At 43.4% G+C, this 17,784-nt stretch carries 10 protein-coding genes; all 10 read right to left on the bottom strand.

Features of this window, described 5'->3' with window-relative positions:
* Positions 1-16 precede the first annotated feature (16 nt).
* Complete coding sequence (locus tag VN24_RS26320) at positions 17-1,375, bottom strand: restriction endonuclease subunit S (protein ID WP_052702921.1); 1,359 nt, start codon at positions 1,373-1,375, stop codon at positions 17-19.
* A complete protein-coding gene (locus VN24_RS13020; RefSeq protein WP_045670756.1) occupies positions 1,365-2,888 on the bottom strand; it encodes a class I SAM-dependent DNA methyltransferase in 1,524 nt (507 codons plus the stop codon). The genes VN24_RS26320 and VN24_RS13020 overlap by 11 nt, the downstream gene beginning before the upstream one ends.
* Entirely contained in the window at positions 2,875-4,413 is a 1,539-nt protein-coding gene (locus VN24_RS13015) for a restriction endonuclease subunit S (RefSeq protein WP_238590896.1), read from the bottom strand. Before VN24_RS13015 ends, VN24_RS13020 begins: the two co-directional genes overlap by 14 nt.
* Positions 4,414-4,536: 123 nt before the next feature.
* Positions 4,537-7,791 carry a DEAD/DEAH box helicase gene (locus VN24_RS13010; RefSeq protein ID WP_052702920.1) on the bottom strand — a complete coding sequence of 1,085 codons (3,255 nt, stop codon included), beginning with the start codon at positions 7,789-7,791 and terminating at the stop codon, positions 4,537-4,539.
* 4 nt (positions 7,792-7,795) lie between these two features.
* The gene (locus tag VN24_RS13005; RefSeq protein ID WP_052702919.1) at positions 7,796-8,926 is read right to left on the bottom strand and encodes a sigma-70 family RNA polymerase sigma factor; all 1,131 of its coding nucleotides are present in this window, start codon (positions 8,924-8,926) and stop codon (positions 7,796-7,798) included.
* A gap of 580 nt (positions 8,927-9,506) precedes the next feature.
* Positions 9,507-11,120 carry a Tn7-like element transposition protein TnsE gene (locus VN24_RS13000; RefSeq protein WP_045670754.1) on the bottom strand — a complete coding sequence of 538 codons (1,614 nt, stop codon included), beginning with the start codon at positions 11,118-11,120 and terminating at the stop codon, positions 9,507-9,509.
* The gene (locus VN24_RS12995; protein WP_082083746.1) at positions 11,108-12,880 is read right to left on the bottom strand and encodes a TnsD family Tn7-like transposition protein; all 1,773 of its coding nucleotides are present in this window, start codon (positions 12,878-12,880) and stop codon (positions 11,108-11,110) included. The genes VN24_RS13000 and VN24_RS12995 overlap by 13 nt, the downstream gene beginning before the upstream one ends.
* Positions 12,881-12,890: 10 nt before the next feature.
* Positions 12,891-14,561: an ATP-binding protein gene (locus tag VN24_RS12990; RefSeq protein ID WP_045670752.1), complete on the bottom strand. Its 1,671-nt coding sequence runs from the start codon at positions 14,559-14,561 to the stop codon at positions 12,891-12,893.
* Positions 14,558-16,753, bottom strand: coding sequence for a Mu transposase C-terminal domain-containing protein (locus VN24_RS12985; protein ID WP_045670751.1), 2,196 nt, complete (start codon positions 16,751-16,753; stop codon positions 14,558-14,560). The genes VN24_RS12990 and VN24_RS12985 overlap by 4 nt, the downstream gene beginning before the upstream one ends.
* 5 nt (positions 16,754-16,758) lie before the next feature.
* Positions 16,759-17,586, bottom strand: a complete 828-nt coding sequence (locus VN24_RS12980) for a heteromeric transposase endonuclease subunit TnsA (RefSeq protein WP_045670750.1) — start codon at positions 17,584-17,586, stop codon at positions 16,759-16,761.
* Positions 17,587-17,784 lie beyond the last annotated feature (198 nt).

Genomic DNA, 17,784 nt, shown 5'->3' with positions numbered 1-17,784 from the left:
GATGCACCTCCTTCGGTTAGGTTGTGGAGTATTGCTCTTTATTTTTTTCTTCAAGTGGTAGGTCAGTTGATTCACTATATATTCTCCCCATGGGGATTTGTATTTCACCTGACATAATTTTAGGGAGGATAGTGTCTTTTAGCATCGATAAATTACTATTTTCAGAATAATTTAGTGATAGCTGATTAAATACATCTGACATAATATTATCAAACTTGAGTAACACATCTTTATTAGGAATTATTATTTTATAACTCTCAATCCTACTGGGTGCAGTATGTTTTACTGTTGACCCTGTCGCAGAACCTAAGATGTAACCTCTATACTCTTTTGAGCATAACAAATTATATACATAGCCCTTAATTGGAAGGTCCGTGCAGTAGATAACTCTACCCAAACGCTGATTATGCAATACTTCTGAGTCAGATATTATTGGTATTACCGCTGGAAATCCCAAGGTATCTCCACTCTTACTTAAATCAGTCATCGTTATAAGCATATCACCAGTTTTTAGAATGTAATCAAGAGGGATATCTGCTTGATTGGAATAGTACTTCAACTTTTTATCATTGAAACCTCCTCCAATCTTAAAATTCCCAGGTGTTAGCAAAATTCTATTTGTCTTATCTTCCGAGAAATTTTCACTCTTAAAAGCAAACCCATGCTTTACCTTTATTACCTGTCCTAAAGAACTTATTTTCCAGCCCTTTGGAATCAACCCCAACTCACTTTCCTCAAATTCGCCGCCACTACTCTTATACGGGTCCCCATTTTCATTCGGAAACTCGAAATCGACAAACCAATGTTTAAATAGTGCTTTGGCCGTTTCTTCAAGGTTTTTGTTAATGGAATTATTGAGTTCTATTTTGTCGTCAAGAGACGCCAGTACTTCCCCAATCCATTGCTGAGTTGGCAAACTTGGTATTCGTACCTTAATAGATTTAATTCCAGAACCAATAATCGTATCAAATATGCTACCATTGGCAATAGATCTAAAACTGTTATATCTCGAGAGCATCAAGTAATATATAAATAGCTTATCATTTCCTTTTTTTGCCTGAAGCCCGTAGCACGTTTGATTCATAGCCATGTTCTCAGTACTCAGTGCTACCTTACCTGTAGTTGCACCGCGTGCAATTAATACTGTAGTTAGTGGCTCCAGCATTCTAGCAGCACTATGTTCGAGACCCTTTTTAGAGATTTTCCGACTAGTTTCTTTTATGGTTCGATTTTCACACTCTGAAACATCTTTAGCTGTAATCCAATCAATTTCAGCTGGTTCCCAATACTCGTTGTGTGCTGTTTTTGGAGTACCACCACTTATAATATCAACAACGTCACCCAGTGCGACTTCTTTCCATTCACTAAAATTCAAATCCAATCCCCCCAAGCCGCTTGCGAATCTCATCTTCCAGATGCCGCGATTTAGCAAATTGCTCTGCCAATTCCGATGTTAATCGAGTCATCTTATCCTCAAACGGCTCGCTATCCTCTTCGACATCCTCAATCCCTACATAACGTCCAGGTGTCAAAATATATTCATGCTCTTGTACTTCAGCAAGTTTCGCTGCTTTGCAAAAGCCTTTAATCTCCTCATACGTCCCGGCCTCAGACTGCCCACGCCATGCGTGATAAGTATTCACAATCTTATTAATCTCTGCCAAAGTCAGCTCCCTATGCGTCCGGTCTACCATTTGTCCCATTTTACGAGCATCGATGAAAAGGATCTCGCCGCGGCGGTCACGCAACCCTCTTGGAGCTTTGTTCTTTGACATGAACCAAAGGCAGACTGGAATCGGCGTCGAATAGAACAACTGCCCTGGAAGCGTAACAATGCAATCCACCAAATCCGCATTGACCATCTTACTCCTGATCTCAAACTCCGCTGTTGTGCTCGTAGACATTGAGCCGTTCGCTAAGACGAAGCCGGCTACACCACTTGGAGCCAGCTTGTTTACCATGTGCTGAATCCAAGCGTAGTTGGCATTACCTGCTGGCGGTATACCATGAGACCAACGGGCGTCTTCTGTTAAGCGCTCACCGCCCCAATCGCTAATGTTAAACGGAGGATTGGCCAGTATGTAATCGGCCTTCAAGTTCTTATGCAGATCATTGTGGAACGTATCTGCATGATATTCACCCAAGTTGCTGTCGATTCCGCGGATCGCCAAGTTCATTTTGCATAGCTTCCACGTTGTGGGGTTCGACTCTTGGCCATAAACTGCGATATCTCCTAGCTTGCCTTGATGTTCTTCAACGAACTTCTCACTCTGAACGAACATGCCACCAGAGCCGCAGCACGGGTCATAGACACGGCCTTTGAATGGCTCAATCATCTCAACGAGCAAGCGGACAACACTGTTTGGCGTATAGAACTCGCCGCCATTCTTGCCCTCAGCGCTGGCAAACTTGCTAAGGAAGTATTCATATACCCGGCCGAGCACATCCTTGGAGCGGCTATCTTCATCGCCAACCTTGAAAGAAAATAAATCGATAACTTCGCCCAGGCGAGTTTTATCTAGAGCAGGTCTTGCATAGTCCTTCGGCAAAACACCTTTCAGTGAAGCGTTCTCCTTCTCGATGTCGATCATTGCTTGGTCAATGATTTGGCCAATTTCCGGTTTCTTCGCATTGTTCTTGATGTGGCTCCAACGAGCATCCTTAGGTACCCAGAAGATATTCGCGGCAACATACTCGTCCCGATCTTCGGGGTCCGCATAAGGTTCATTCTTCAGTGAGTCATACTTCTCTTCAAATGCATCAGAAACATATTTAAGAAATAGCAGGCCTAACACGACGTGCTTATACTCCGCAGCATCCATGCTGCCGCGCAGCTTGTCAGCCATGCTCCATAATTTCTCTTCAAAACCTAAATTAGCTGTTGCCATTAGCAAGCTCCTCTTTATATATTCTTTGGTATACTTCTTGTTTCGCTTGTTCCCATCTTACGTGGGCTTCCAGAATAACAGCTTTGTATCGTTTCTTCTCGTCCAAATAATGGTTAACCAACTGATACTGCTTCTCTTCTGGTAGTGTAGGAATTTCGATTTCTCCAACATCTGAAGGATTCAAGTTCATGACCGTTGTTCCCCGCTGAAAGCTTTGAATAAATGCCATCCCAGTCGGACTCTCTAAAAAAACCTTTACAAATTGAGCCAGTAAACTCGACTTAAACCGAAGTACGATAATGTTGGCGGAAGCAATCACCATTTCTTCGCTGTCGGGGAAGATGGCAAGTTTAATCACGGTTCCTCTGCATGTCATGACCAGATCACCAGAAAGCACTTCATAACGCTTAACCTTACGCTCTTCTTCGTCGATAGTCTCAAGCTCTTCTAACTTAACCTCGCCATCATCCATATTAGAAATATTTAGCACTCTAATCTTGCCTGTCTTCAATTCTTGCTTCGAGATCGCTTTCCCGCGGAATATATCCGCTATGTTGCGAAGCTTTTCCTTCGGCATGGCAGCCTGCTGGAACGAGCGCAACTTCTCCTGATCTTCGTCGAGCAGTAGATCGATCCTCCAATTGTCCCATAGCTGGAACTGATCTGGATGAATCATCACTTCCCGATCAATCTCCAGAGTTTGCTTCCTTATGACCAATCTACCTATCCGAACCTCTTGTGGAATTTCCTTACCGAATTCCACCTGATACGTCCTTACCGAGGTATAAGGCCTGAACAAACCATCCGGAAGCGTATAAATCGATTGCACTGGTGCTTCCATGTTCATCTCATGTCTCCAGCTTGCGATTGCTCCCCCTTGGAACATCATGCGTGACGGGAAAGTCACGCTTAGTCTGCCTCTCTCCTGCAGTACAGGCAGCAGGAAACTGACAGCTGCCCCCTCCGATTCTCGAATCGAAATTTCATCTTCATCCTGAAGCTTTAGACCAAAGTTTGGAATGGACAGAATCGCGTCGAATCTCTCTTCCATTTGCAACGGTTGGTAGATGCTCCCTTGAATTACGGTAATCCGAGGATTCAGTTCAAAGTATATTTTCAGTAAACGGCAGAACATATAGTTTTCCGACAACAACGTGACGTGAAGATCACGCATGTAGCATTTCGTCTCGTATAGACCTTGTAGAAACTTCTCCGTCTCTGTTATGAGAATGGAGCTAAACTGGCTTTGGGTGCACATTTCAATAAAGCGTTCCATGATTCCGGGATGTGCCATAAGCGTCCCGGTTATTCGATCCTGCTGCAGCGTGCGTAATGCATACTCCAGCAGGTCTAGTTCTTTGCCCGCATGGTACAGTCGGCGGAATAGATCCCGATCCCCAGGGAAATGCCCTAGCTCCCGTTCACCGACTTGCTCTTTCATCCATTGGAATAGTTCCTCTGCGCTCGCCTCCTGTTCCCATTCGATAGTTTTATGCCGCTCAATCGACTGGCGGGTGCGATTCACTCGAATCGCCTCCCGCAAAAGCTGATCCCTTGAATGAATCTCATGAAGCAAGCATAAATTCCAAAACGATTCAATCACTCAATCACCTTCTTTCTTGCATGGCATATTCAATGAAAGATAAGTTTAGGACCTAGAATTTCCGGTTTTGGCCAAAACCTCATCTGGAATTATTCCTAAAAAATAATTTTCAATGTATTCCCAGAATCGATCGTTATCCACTTCATTTTCGAACAAGTGGGTTAACATCGCCACCGATAGGTAATGCCTTTCTTTTACATTCTCCAAAATATAGTTTATATATCTCGCTGGGTTTTGTATGCTGCGTTCGATTTGCATACGGGAGTTGATACGAAGGAATATTTCGGGATTATCCCCGCCATTCACACGATAGATCAAATTGCCCAGAGCTTCTAGTATACCAAGAAGAATAAATGTTTTCTCTACTTTCTCGGGGTTTACCTTCGGCAAGAACATTGTAACGTGACTTGGTTCGGTATTGATTTGCTGTCCTTGGTTGAGGATTTGTCTCCACTCAATCTTGATCCAATCCAGAAATCCCGCATACCCACTGTTCTGGATGGAGTATTTCTCCTTCGATTCGCTATACTTCATAAATCGCTGATAGAAGTTGGAATGTTTCTGCATAATCCGATCATAATGGTCCGCACTATGAATCAGAATTAAGGCCAGATTTTCACAAAAATATTTATCGCCCTTTATTTTCTTCTTCAGCTCTGCCGCAAATTCTGAAATGGAGAAGTAGCTTCGTTCCTTGGCGTATGCGCCGAATATATCCGCGATTTGCTCTAATTGATGGTTCAGCTCATTCGTAAACTGATCACGGTGTACTGATTTAAGCACAAGTTCCAGCTGTAAGACGGGCAGAAGATTAACTAAAAAAGGCAGTCCTAGATCCTCATCTTTCGAATGAAATTTATATTTGAATTGAGGAAATGATAAGCTCTGAAACCGCGATTCCCACAAGTTCTTCATATCACAGGTGTAGATATTGCCATACGCCGTCTTATGTCCTTCTGCAACCTTTTTAAAGTATCTACCGTATCGCTCCAGAATTTGCTGCTCTTGATCTTTCTGTATCATAAAGTACTCTTTTGCAAATACACTTCTCGGACGAGCGATAATAGGCGAGTACCCCATTTTGGCTTTAAAATCCTTCTCGATAATCAATAAAGCTGTCTTCAGCTTATTATCGACTTCATCACTTGCCTCGGCGCCTTGCTGGAATATATATCGAAATTCCTCCGCATTGACAAGAAGATGACGCACATTGCTGCTGTGCTTATTTTCGTTAATAAGTTGAACAACCTTTGCCATCACTTGAACTAGTTGCTGTTTACGAATTGTCGAGATTCCATGCAGTCGATTAACATGAACGAAGTCCTTGGGCAAGAAATCAAAATAAGCGTATCCCCGCTCCAGTGCCCTTGCAGCACGTCCAATCTCCTGAACATAGTCACATACATTCCCAGTTGGGGCGAAGTGATACACATTCACAATGTCGGGTAGATCGATACCCATTCCGAACGCTTTGGTTGCAAGCATGACTAGCGAGTCACCCTCCTTGAACCGTTTGTAGTTTCCGTTTTTGAGATCTTTAGAGAGAGGACCGTAATAAGACGTAAGATGTTGACGCAATCGCTCGCTCGCAAAGATCTTGGTGAATTCATGAAACTGATTAATTAATCCGACTGTGGGGAAATAGACAAGCGTTTTTTCGTCTTTGGCCAGGTATTGTTCTAACCTGAATACAAGCACCTTGAATTTATCCTCCAGATATTCCTTAAACCTTTCCTTCGACTGACTGGATTTCTTAATGCGAACCTCCAGATCATCCCGCTTCACATATCCAAAGTAGCTAATGGGATTAATGAGATTCAGGCTGTCTCTTGTTTCCGCGTACATATCCTCTACTCCGCCATAAATTGCAGTTGCAGTAAAGGTAGCAATGGGGAACTGCATTTCCTTCTTGCGTAGGCGCTGGAGGTAACTCCCCAAATACCAGTAGTCCGAGCGAAATGCTTTCCCCCATGTTGTGACGATATGTGCCTCGTCGATCACGAACAGACCTATCTCTCGGTCTCCGATTAATTGCGCAATATCGGAGCGACTAAGTAGCGTCTCTGGTGAAATATAGAGAATGGAAATTTCTCTTGTCCGAATCCGTTCAATGATGCCCATCTTCTCAACCGGCGTAATTTCAGAATTAATCGTTGCGGACATGTGCACATTGCGATCCATCAGACCTTGTACCTGATCCGTCATCAATCCGATTAACGGAGAGATAACGATGGTCATTAGTCCATATTTTTCAGCAAGGTAAATAGCGGGTACTTGAAACATAACCGATTTGCCTGCACCGGTTGGAGAGGTCACGAAGATATCGCGATAGCTCTCTCCCTGATGCGCTAATGTAGCCTGCTGCACGATGCTGTCAATGACCTGACTTTGAGGAATAAAGACCGTTTCCTTCTTAAATTCAGGATCATGAATATCTTTGTACATTCGTAAGTCGCGGAAACTCGTATAATTCCAGTACTTCTCGAGTACGCGCAAATATTCTGTCTCATATAGCTGAGGTACAAGTGATGTCGTCTTGGTAGTAAGTACGAACGTAATAAGAGGAAGTAGGCTTTGTAGAAGCTGAATTCGCTCGCGATAACGATGAATTGATACACTTAGATCTCCCGTGTAAGAGATCCGAACTTCTTGTTGCTCGGTTGCTGTATTCGATAACACTCGTGCTATTAGTCCAACCAGTACATCTTCTTCTTCTACAAGCTCAAGTTCTGCTGTGTCGTCATTTGCCAACTTGCTCTCTGGAAGCTCGAGGTCGGGAATTGAATAGTAATCAATCGCCGGTTCGGAATCAGCGTATACAATAAACCAGTTATTATCGATTTTCTTTAACGTTCCATAATATTTCTGAAAGATTTCAAAGTCCGGATCCTGCTCAGGCTCTTCTGTGGAATTCTCATCCTCGAAATAAGTGATAAACAACCTCTCCGCGGCAGGTATACTATATAAACAAGGAAAGGTGCGGTGATAAACATTGTTTTCATAGATCATAATGTTGAAGTAAAGGGACAGTACTTCTGTTCCTATGACTTGATATTCCTCATAGGAGCACCAAGCAGCCTGATTGATTTGGTGAAGCGATTGGAACATCTCCGGCAGAATCGATGCTTTGGCTTGATCGAGCTCATGAATTGAAATTGTAACTGAATACGGAATCAGCTTGCGCAAAGGCATCGTTTCGAAAAATGAAGCTGGAAACCCTTTGAATACAAAAAGCACCTTTTGGTTCGAATCCTGCATCATTCGCAAGAGATCTTGTTCGATTCTTTTATAATTGTTCATCCTGTCAACCTCCCATTGGTTCTGGCCAGTAGTAGTCATCGCGGTGTGCCCTTTTTCTCATTTTATTTGCTAATTTCTTCAATGCCTTGGCTTCAATCTGTCTGATTCTCTCTCGCGTTACTCCGAACTGTTCCCCTACTTTCTCGAGTGTTTTCGGTTTGCAATCACCAAAACCGAACCGTTCCAGAATAACCTCTTGTTCCCGTGGTTTGAGATGAGTGGTTATCAATTCATGAAGCAGCTTCTTCAAGTCGTGCTGCTCTGCCAAAAGTGCAGGATCAAAATAGATTTTACTGTACTCGCCCAATAACCGATGCGTCTCCAGACTTATAAATTGACTTAGTTCCGACTCTTGACCATCCTCCGAAATATTCTGTTCGGTGGACGTCATCCCTAACACCTGATGCTCAACGATCTTGGCTCGCTCGTATTGGGCTGCAGAAATGCCAAGTTTCATAATTATCGTCTGTTGGTCAGGGATGTTATTCTCCACTTCGTAAGCTTGTTCTTCCCGCCGGATCTTCTGAATGAGTTCAAACATATGTACCGGCACTCGAATCATTGTTCCCGTATCGACGATAGCCCGTATTATACGTTGCCGTATCCACCAAACAGCGTAAGTCGAGAATTGAACATCCTTGTTCACATCAAACTTTCTAATAGCGTCCATTAGCCCTATTGTACCTTCTGATACTAGGTCATCATAGGAATGTTGGTGATTGGAATATCTTAAATACTTCGAGGCCAACTTATGAACAAGTTTCATGTTATCGACAACTAGCTGTTCGAACTCTAGATCGTTACGAGTCTCATGGTACCCTTTCAGTAGGATAGTATTTCTCGAGTAAACACTCTGACTGGATGAGTTATCCATTACTTTCGGGTCAGAGACCGGCTTCCATTCCATATTTAAAATGTCATCAATACTCGGTTCTTCGTTTGCTTCCTTGGACTGGTCATTGTGCAGGATATTCTGGAAACCCATAATCTCAAGAAACATCTCGACGTCTTCGTTCTCTAGTTGCTCATCAGATAAGGATTGCAGAAGAGCCTTCGCCTCGGCAAAAGGAATTGTCTGCTTATCAGGAAAAGTACGTTCAAACACTTGCTGTACCTCGCGAATACTCTTGCCCATTTGAAGTCCTCCTTAATTACCAAAAACACCCTATACGAATATTACCATAATGACATTTGATATTTCAATATCAAATTATAGATCGGTGAGAATTTTAATGGAATGACTCCCCTGAAAAAGAGGTTTTTCGTATTTGATACACACTTTGATGCCTCTTATACAGCTATAACTTGCTCGGCATGCACACGACTTTCCAATTATTTAGTGTACAGCTCCAGGAAAAGAATCTAAAGTCGAGTTCCTGAGGTCTTTTTCTCATATGCGCATCGTCATCAAGTCGCGACGGATTGTTACATTTCCTATGTAGTCAGTCGCACACCCGTTCTCATATCTCAAAAGCATAACAAAATAAGAAAAAGCCGATCGAATATCAGGAATTGATACCCGAAATTCGTCGGCTCAGTTGTATACTTATTTCTGGTGAATGATGGGCAGTTTACTTAAAATGCAATTCCACATGAGACTTGAACATGGTAAAATCCAGGCAAGATCGTGAACGTGAGAATATAGCGCATTGTAATCAAATCCAGCTAGAAGCAATCGCGGTAATTCATTGCTGAGATAGAACCAATTCGATTCTTTACATCATTAACTTACCTGCAAGTCTAGAGGCCCACTCAAGAATCGTATCACTCTGATAATGCTTTAGTTTTTCAATATTCATGGTATCACATTGGTTAAGAACTGACTGATCCCAATGTCCACCCTTTTGAACCAATCCATCGAGAAGCTGCTTTATGTTTCGCTCTATTATCCTATATGACAACTGATTTCTTGGACGAAGAATAAGGGTAGAGATCGACCAATCATCCGGTCTTGCCACTTCGACAATATAAGATGTCGTGATTTCAGTAGTTACCTGAACTATGGCACATGTTCTGCGAGCTCCGTTCATACAGACAGAGAATCGCTTACCAGGCGGCACTCTTACTACTGACATCCTTACCTTCACTTGGAATGTCTTCTTCAACATTTCAATCATCTGAAAAAATGGTTCAAGACCGATTGCATCGGATGCTGGAATCGTCTCGAGTGTCTGGAAGTCGATAGGTGGGGTATCCCCGCCAACCATGGAATCCTGAGTACTAACTTCTTCAGAAGCAGCCGTATGTTTTCCGCCGCGTCCAGTCGACACGATGACTTCATTTCCTGTATTCGAATGTCTTACACTTGGTCGACGAGTCTCCACGACAGGGTAATTGGCAAACTGCATTATTGTAGGTGAAGTCTCTACGACATCTTGATTCAAATCCTCTTTGGCGTTGTCACTTTGATCGTTCAGCACATAGTCAGTATTTTTAGAACCAGGAATCATACGAATCGTCTTGTCGCCCGAGCTCCATTCACGACGTTTCTTAGAGGGATGCCAAAAGAGAATCTCATTTGATGGGTGCTGAAATCCGCCGATGGCAATGATCTCTTTTACTAACACGTAATCGATAAATTGCACCCCGCGGGTATGCATTTCAATAGGGCCTAAGGGCGGAAGATCAATAGTTAGAGGAACACCTTTCTTTAAAGTAGCGGATGGATTATAGGGTGAATTTTTAACTGCATGACTGAACAAACTCTGATAAACAGAATCCCACAACGATCGAATCATCGGGTCCGTGTAAATCCATGAGAGGTGACGAACGTTGCTTTCTGTAGCCAATTTGGCTGGAACTCGATTGCTCAAGTCAAAATGCAATGTTCCCGCCAATGAATAGCTATTATCAATTAACAAATCCAAGCCATGAGGTTGGAGCAAATAGTAGGCTAAGTACCTCGAGTTAATAAATAGAGCTCTAATCAATTCAATTACCGGTATACAGTATGTGAGACCATTCGCTTGATACTGAATGATATTTTGTAATCCGAGCTCAGGATTTTTACCAAAGTCAATCAAACGTTTAGGCAGCTTAAAACCATTGGTCAGAGTACCGTGGTTGAGAGCATCTATGGTAAAGTGGAATGCCGATCCGCTCATAGGTGTTATCTGGTCATAAGTCCCGTTTGAATAGATTTGACCAATACGCAAAAAAGGAATCGTCCCCCAGGGGTAAGATACTACCTTTATCCCTTCGACTGAAGTTTTGAATGCGACACGAATTCTCCAGTTTCCCTTATGATCCATAAACGGCGATCCAAACCAGACTAATTCTGCCTCGTGATTCTCTGGAAAAGGCCAGGATCTCAACGTCAGTGTTGCCATGAAGAAGTCTCCTCTGGTGATGTGAATGGTTGCAATAGTCGGCTTTGACCAATGCATCGATTAATTTCGTCTAATACTTCCTGAGAATAGTCAGGTCTTAGTCCTGCAAGCTTCTCCAGCTTCCATCTTTTAATTGGCCACTCTCCAGACAAACGTTCCGCAGCCCAACGTACTCTTCGTATCTGAAACTGGGAGACAGATTCTACATACGAAGTTAAAATACTCATCGTTACTGGAAGCTTATGTTGATACTTCTCTAGCCAGCTAAGCTTCCCGATTCTCTTGCCAAGCAAAGTAATTGTATTGCGAACAGGTTTGGCGTCACTTTCGGCCAAGATGGCCTTACATACCTGTTCAACCAACCAGCTTAGCTCCAAATCACGTTTCTCCCAGTCAACACGTATGCGAGGCGACTTCCTTATATTTATCGAGGAAGGAGCTGCTGTAGCCTTCTTAACGTGCTTTTGTTTAAGTGGACCACTTCTTTCAGGCAATTTACCGTTGGCATACTTGATGACAGTATTCGTATCCACCCCAAGCCTCTCAGCAGCAGAGCGATAGGACATCCCATCTTGCATGTACTGCTTTAGCTTATCTGACCATATCGGGCCGAAAGTCTTGATTCTTCCTCGGTAGTACTTGTCAGCCTCAGATTTATCAGGACCACGACGAGAATAGGAGAATCCGCATGAACATACAAAGGTGCCAACAGGTCGCCCCGTATCTGAGCAACGGGTGATATCACATTGCGTAATAACTAATTCCTTATAATGTTCAGCTGCCTTATTTAGACAGGGCCAAGGTGCATTGCCGAACGGAGCGATTGTACCGTCAGTGCGATCAAGAAATTCACGAAATGATCCATATAGAAAGCGAATGAGAAGCAACTGACGTAAAGGATGAATAGCTCGCCGCGCTGTTCTCGTTGATTGCTCTAACCACGAATATCTGCTTTCTGTCGGGTCACTATCTATTAGATCTAACAATTCTCGACCATAGAATAGCACAAGCTGCTCGCAAAGCTTCTGTTGGCGGATACGCGATGATACAGTAACATAACCCTTCTCTGCTAATCGTGGCAGGATAGCCTGTCTTAAGTCATATAAAGCCGGCAGATTGTCCAGCTGAACGAGTAAATGAATGTCTTCAGCAATATCTGACAGGCGATCAATTAGTTTATCAGGTAAATCTTCAATGACAGCAATCGAGCGAAACATATGTCTAGAAATCGGCAAAACATTTAAGCCATGTCTATCCGACAATGGACTCGTTAGCTTATGTAGAACTTTCCGGTGATGAGGGCAGAGATATACTCCTGGTAATTGATGAACTCGATGCCAGTAGGGCTCACCATAAAATTGAATGTCTTGTTCGTAACAGGAAGGGCAAAGCCACAATCGATCCGTCCGATCAATCGTGCTTGCCGTTATGCCTACTAAAGCATGAATGCCCGATCCATCACTGCTTCTCATAAGTGCCTTAACCCGCATAGCGCGGGAGTCCGGTAAGAAAGGGGCATAGTAAGAATAAAAGGTGTGCTTCCTAATCCATTCATCAGCCATGATCTGAACTACGTTTCTTCTTGACAATGCATCCAGATGGCTCGGAAGATCGATCGTAGGAATGACATTGTCAGTACCGAAAACTTCTCTAAGTGTCCATTTGGGACTCGTATTATTTGATCTGATGTGATACCTGGCGATTACACTGTACAACAATTCGTCAGGGTATGGGATTGGAAGTGCACACCATTTACTCAACTTTCATCACCTATCCGAGAAACTCCATTGGATTCTTAATATAATCCGCAGCCTTCAACGAATCGTAAGCAGACATTTTCTTCTTTCGGCCTTGTGCTACAATGAGCCGCAAGTCGTTTGGATTCGACGGTATGACCTTTGGCTTCGTCTTACTACGCTGTTGCGATGATTTATTCACCAAAGCACTTTGCTTCTGCAATGCCACTTTTAGCGCCTCTTTATGAAGATCGATTTCATCCAATTCATGAAGATGAATTTTCGTTACCTCTTCCGCAGCTTGAGAAGCTATGGCTTGTGTCACACCAGCCTCGATTAGCCATGCACTGACTTCGTTTATCGTCTGTTCAGTGACGTCATAGCCAAGTTCTGTTCGAATCACTTCTAATCGCTCTGCTTGCCTTTGTTCAGCTTCAATGCGATCCAAATAATCGTCGATGGAAACACTATCATAAATATCAGCGAATTTCTGGATCTGAGCTTTCTTACCTGAGCGTAGAGCCTCTAAAGCTGGCCTAATCAAGGTGAGTCGATCCTTTGCCACGGAGCGAATTAGCCCCGGCGTAACCGATTCGAGTTCTTTATCCAAAGCTCTCCATTGCGTTAGCATGAATAGCTTAATGGCAATATCCGATATGCCTTGTGATTCTTCATACATGACATCAATGAACTCTTGATCCAGCTCCACTTTCTTGTCCGTCCACTGGTACTTCCACAACCCCTGAAGCAACCAGGTCCATTCCTCATCTTTCTTGAAGTGATGCCATGTGGCATCTCCTTGACCACTATTCCGTCTAGCATTACGAAACTCGCCGTTCAATGCAGGAAGAGCTTTGTAGGTTCCGACAAGAATAACCGGCAGCCCAATGGTATTAACTAATTGAACGAAGAAATTAAGCATTTGAGCAGCGCGGTCATCCTTGGCTTCTTGAAGATTCTGAATTTCATCAATGACAAGCACCCCAAGGCAGTGGACTGCCGCAGCTTGTGCCATCAGAGGAAGTAACTCATCCGGGTTTTTGGTTACATTTTTCTTGTAATATTTTGTTCCGACGAGGCTGTCTACTGCTAACAAGAAGTTTAGACATAGTCCTCTTATGGATCCATCATGAGGGCAATCCATCTTCAACCAAACAATTTGAAAAGGAGCAGGCATATCCTGCCCTCTATATTTGCGGTGCAGAATGACTTGCGGATACATTTGCAGGATTCGCAACAAACTACTGGACTTACCAATCCCGGATATGCCAACTAAGGCAAACCCAGCAGAGGTAGGAGTATTCACTGGGTAACCACTTGTATTGCCCTGCATAATGAGCTCATAGGCGTCTTTGCGAGCTCTTAAAGCGTAATTTGGAGTTAGAGGGTTACGTCCCACATAACCGTCACGAATAAGCCTTGAAATGCTTTGCTGAAGCTCCAGATGTCTGGATAACGGTCGAAAGAAGTCGCGTGATATACGTTGAACACAGTGCAATCGGAGATGAACGGGAAGGTCACGCTCCGAGGCATTGAAGATTGGCTTGGACGCCAGTTTGTTCACAACCGTCTTATCATCCCAAATCGGCGGGAGAGCTTCGAGCAGTGGGTTATTTCGATAATCTTCAAGAAGCGGATCTTGGTAATCGGCTTCTACAAACTCGCCGCGGCTGAAATGGAATAACGGGACATCAAATTCGCTCATTCATCATCACCATCTTCAAGCAAATAAGCTTTTATTTTAGATAACTTGTCCGCTGGAGGAACATAGGCTTGTTTGGTCTCTGCCTTGTCGTCGAGTTTCAACGGAACTACGTTGTTTGTTGGATTGCTTGGTGTCGAGACTTTTTCAGACAACTGAAATGCTTCTTGTTCACGATTAGACGCTTTCTCGTTAGAACGCCGCTGTCTGGTGCCTTTAACACGCATACTGTTGCTTTCCTCGCTTTGCTGGATGGCTGCATCCGTTTTCTTGGTTGCCTCATCAACGATAGCCTTTGTTTGTGCATCGAGCTCAATTTTGGATAGCATGTTGTTCACTTCCTGATGTCGTCCTTGGTACCGCTCAATCTCAAGCAAATCTTCAACTTCCTCGATTCTCTTATTGAGGTACCGCTCTTCACGTTCTAGTAGAATACAAGTCTCGAAAAGGTGCCCTTCGTCCAACCATAAATAGATTTCATTCGTGGATCGAGGATCGTAGCAGACCTTAACTCGCCAAGTCTTGCCTGCCCTTGCTTTTACGAACCATTGTTCCCGCATAGCCAGCTCACAACTATAGTGCATACCTTTGAACTGGATACCAGCAGCAGTAACTGTTGCCTCACCTTGATACATGAGATTTAGCTTAACGATATGCTCCGGTTGTTTCTTAAGCCTACCGTTACGATTAATGATTCCCCAGTGCCACAAGTCTCTTGGAATAGGAGATACTTCGTCAGCCACCATAAACTCATTCCGGTCATACCACAGCATGTGATGATCATTATTATGATAAAGGACAGTTTGAATCATAATCTTTGTAAACTCTCGAAGCGTTAACTTTGCATCCAAACGATAATCTCGTTGTCCACGTTCTCTATAGCGTTCTTTTATCGCTCCAGGAATGAATTGAATGCTCCGTAGGTTCGCCAATCTGAACTGCTGTTCAACGATGCCTTTCCAGTCGGCACGATACGGTGGGGCATTTTCCACATCAACACCAAGCACATCAATTAAGTGACTGGGTTTCTCCCCTTCAAGTTCCCCACGATCTGCCGTCAGTTTCTGCGGTAAATGACTGGATACCCATTCTTCAGGTTCGATATCTATCCCATATTGGGCACAAAACTTTACCTTATCGGCCGTTGTATTCGCTAAAGCCATCATTGCACCAATCCAGCTTGGACCTTCAAGTCCAATGTAAATACCTGCAATATAGCGACTGAAGACATCAATAACGATATAAATGATCGGGCGACCAATGATCCACTCCCGGCGGTACTCACTGACCAAATACACATCTGCAACGGTCGCATCAATCTGAAACCTAGACCCTGGGCCAAAACTTTCAAACGTGGAGCTGCCAAGAATAGGCCGATAATCTAATGCATAACGTTTTTCTCCAAGCCGACTTTTGAGCGTATCCTCTAAATTCATTTCTTTCTTGAACCAGTACCTGTACTGCCCAAAACTCGGCAGCTTCTCAGGGGGAGGAAGGATCGGCACCAACGCTTGTCCATCTTGTCGAAATCCGTTAGCAAAGAACTTCTCCAATGTTTTTTGGAACGCATGTTTGAGAGGAGCTTTCTGCTTATTGTTATAGAACAGTCGGATGCCTGACCGTAGTAATTGTTTTGTCTCCTCGTCGATATTTATGCCTACCGGTTCATCTTCAAACTTTCGCGGACGACCGCGCTTCACATCTCCCGGTGATCTCTCAGTTCCATAACTACCACTATTATTGAAGTGTGGTAGAAGAGCATTCTTCATCTTTCCACCTTGCCAATACCTTCGTAAATAACGGTAAATCGTACTTTTATGTAATCCGGTTCGCTCCTGCGATTCTCTTACTCGTGAGCCTCGGAAATTCTTATCGAAGCAGCCCGGTTCATCCATAACGATGTCTTTAATTACGTCCCAAGCTTTATCTCTAATGGTCAGATACTCTTCATTAATGTCCTTATCCAGTAAAGGAATATTTCCATTTATCCATTCGACTGTCTTGCAAAGATTTGATTCGAAGCCTGTAATATACTCAAAATATGTTTTCATGATGGGGAAAGCCTTGTCATCTTCCATTGCAATACTGAAGACCACGTCGTTAGAAGGGGAAATCCATAATATACGTTCTAAATGCCGATCCTCTGAATCAGACGATATCCATTCCACGACCATATTTTCATAAATAGCCTGCATTATAATCACCCGCCTTTTGCTTCAAATCTATATTCAGGAGTTGCTATCATAAACTCTTTCGCTGGGAGAGTCGGAATGATTCTTTCATTCATATTTACAGACCACTTTTTACGCGCGACAAAATGACGGAACAATGCAAGAGATGTTCCAACTTCTAGTCCTAATCGTTCATCGCAAGCTAAACAAGCCTTCGATATTGCCTCCCCTTCGTCTAAACGGGCAGCGAGCATTTGTTCTAAATTGCGAATAGTAAACACACCTAGATTAGATACGTCCTCGTTATGGTACTCCTTATGGACCCACTCAATATTTCTAATCAGCACATCAGGTAAATCACGGTCAATAATAATGCCCCAATCTATATGACGCGTTTCCCAATAGACCCGCTCAATCTCAAACTTGGCTATCGTTCGTTCATCTTCCATTTCACTAAAGGGCTTCACAGTCCTAGCAACATCTTTGTCTACGTGGGTGATTAGGAAATCAGTAGTCATCACAATTGGAACGTTAGTCTTAGGATCGCACGGATGATTTACTCCGATTTTTTCCGCAATCATTAAGGTTTCTTCAAGTGGCAATAGCGGGAATTGTTCACGGATATCTGAAACCTCATCTGCATAGTCAAGCAGATAGCAATAATCACGCTCAATATCCGAAAGAAGCTCGTGTCTTCGGCCTGTAGTCCAGCCTACGCCACGAGTTGCTCTGCCTTCCGATGGAACGTCCTGAATCTTGAGCCAAGGAAGATAGTCTTTACCGGTACCTTGACCTCTGCCTTCCTTGATCATCTTTTCAATTTTCGCTTCGGTTAGTTGCCTTTTTCGTTTTGCCATTCATTCACCTCAGTTGTTAGTAGGCTCATCCGAATGTCTCTGATCCTCTGGAATGGTTTCTTTCACAGCCTGCCGCTGTTTCCTTAAAGTCACTAACCTTTGAAACTCCAGATAGTACGCATCGAGTATCGCTGAATTAACAGGTATGTGATCTATTCTTATGCACACGACAGAATTGCCATCATCCAATAAGACATC

Origin of the sequence: Paenibacillus beijingensis (genome assembly GCF_000961095.1) — a bacterium.
Classification (GTDB): domain Bacteria; phylum Bacillota; class Bacilli; order Paenibacillales; family Paenibacillaceae; genus Paenibacillus_O; species Paenibacillus_O beijingensis.
This window is presented reverse-complemented; position numbering and strand designations above follow the sequence as displayed.

Coding starts and splice junctions, on each gene's coding strand:
- VN24_RS13020 (WP_045670756.1), bottom strand. CDS start 2,888: ATGGCAACAGCTAATTTAGGTTTTGAAGAGAAATTATGGAGCATGGCT.
- VN24_RS13010 (WP_052702920.1), bottom strand. CDS start 7,791: ATGAACAATTATAAAAGAATCGAACAAGATCTCTTGCGAATGATGCAG.
- VN24_RS13005 (WP_052702919.1), bottom strand. CDS start 8,926: ATGGGCAAGAGTATTCGCGAGGTACAGCAAGTGTTTGAACGTACTTTT.
- VN24_RS13000 (WP_045670754.1), bottom strand. CDS start 11,120: ATGGCAACACTGACGTTGAGATCCTGGCCTTTTCCAGAGAATCACGAG.
- VN24_RS12990 (WP_045670752.1), bottom strand. CDS start 14,561: ATGAGCGAATTTGATGTCCCGTTATTCCATTTCAGCCGCGGCGAGTTT.
- VN24_RS12985 (WP_045670751.1), bottom strand. CDS start 16,753: ATGCAGGCTATTTATGAAAATATGGTCGTGGAATGGATATCGTCTGAT.
- VN24_RS12980 (WP_045670750.1), bottom strand. CDS start 17,586: ATGGCAAAACGAAAAAGGCAACTAACCGAAGCGAAAATTGAAAAGATG.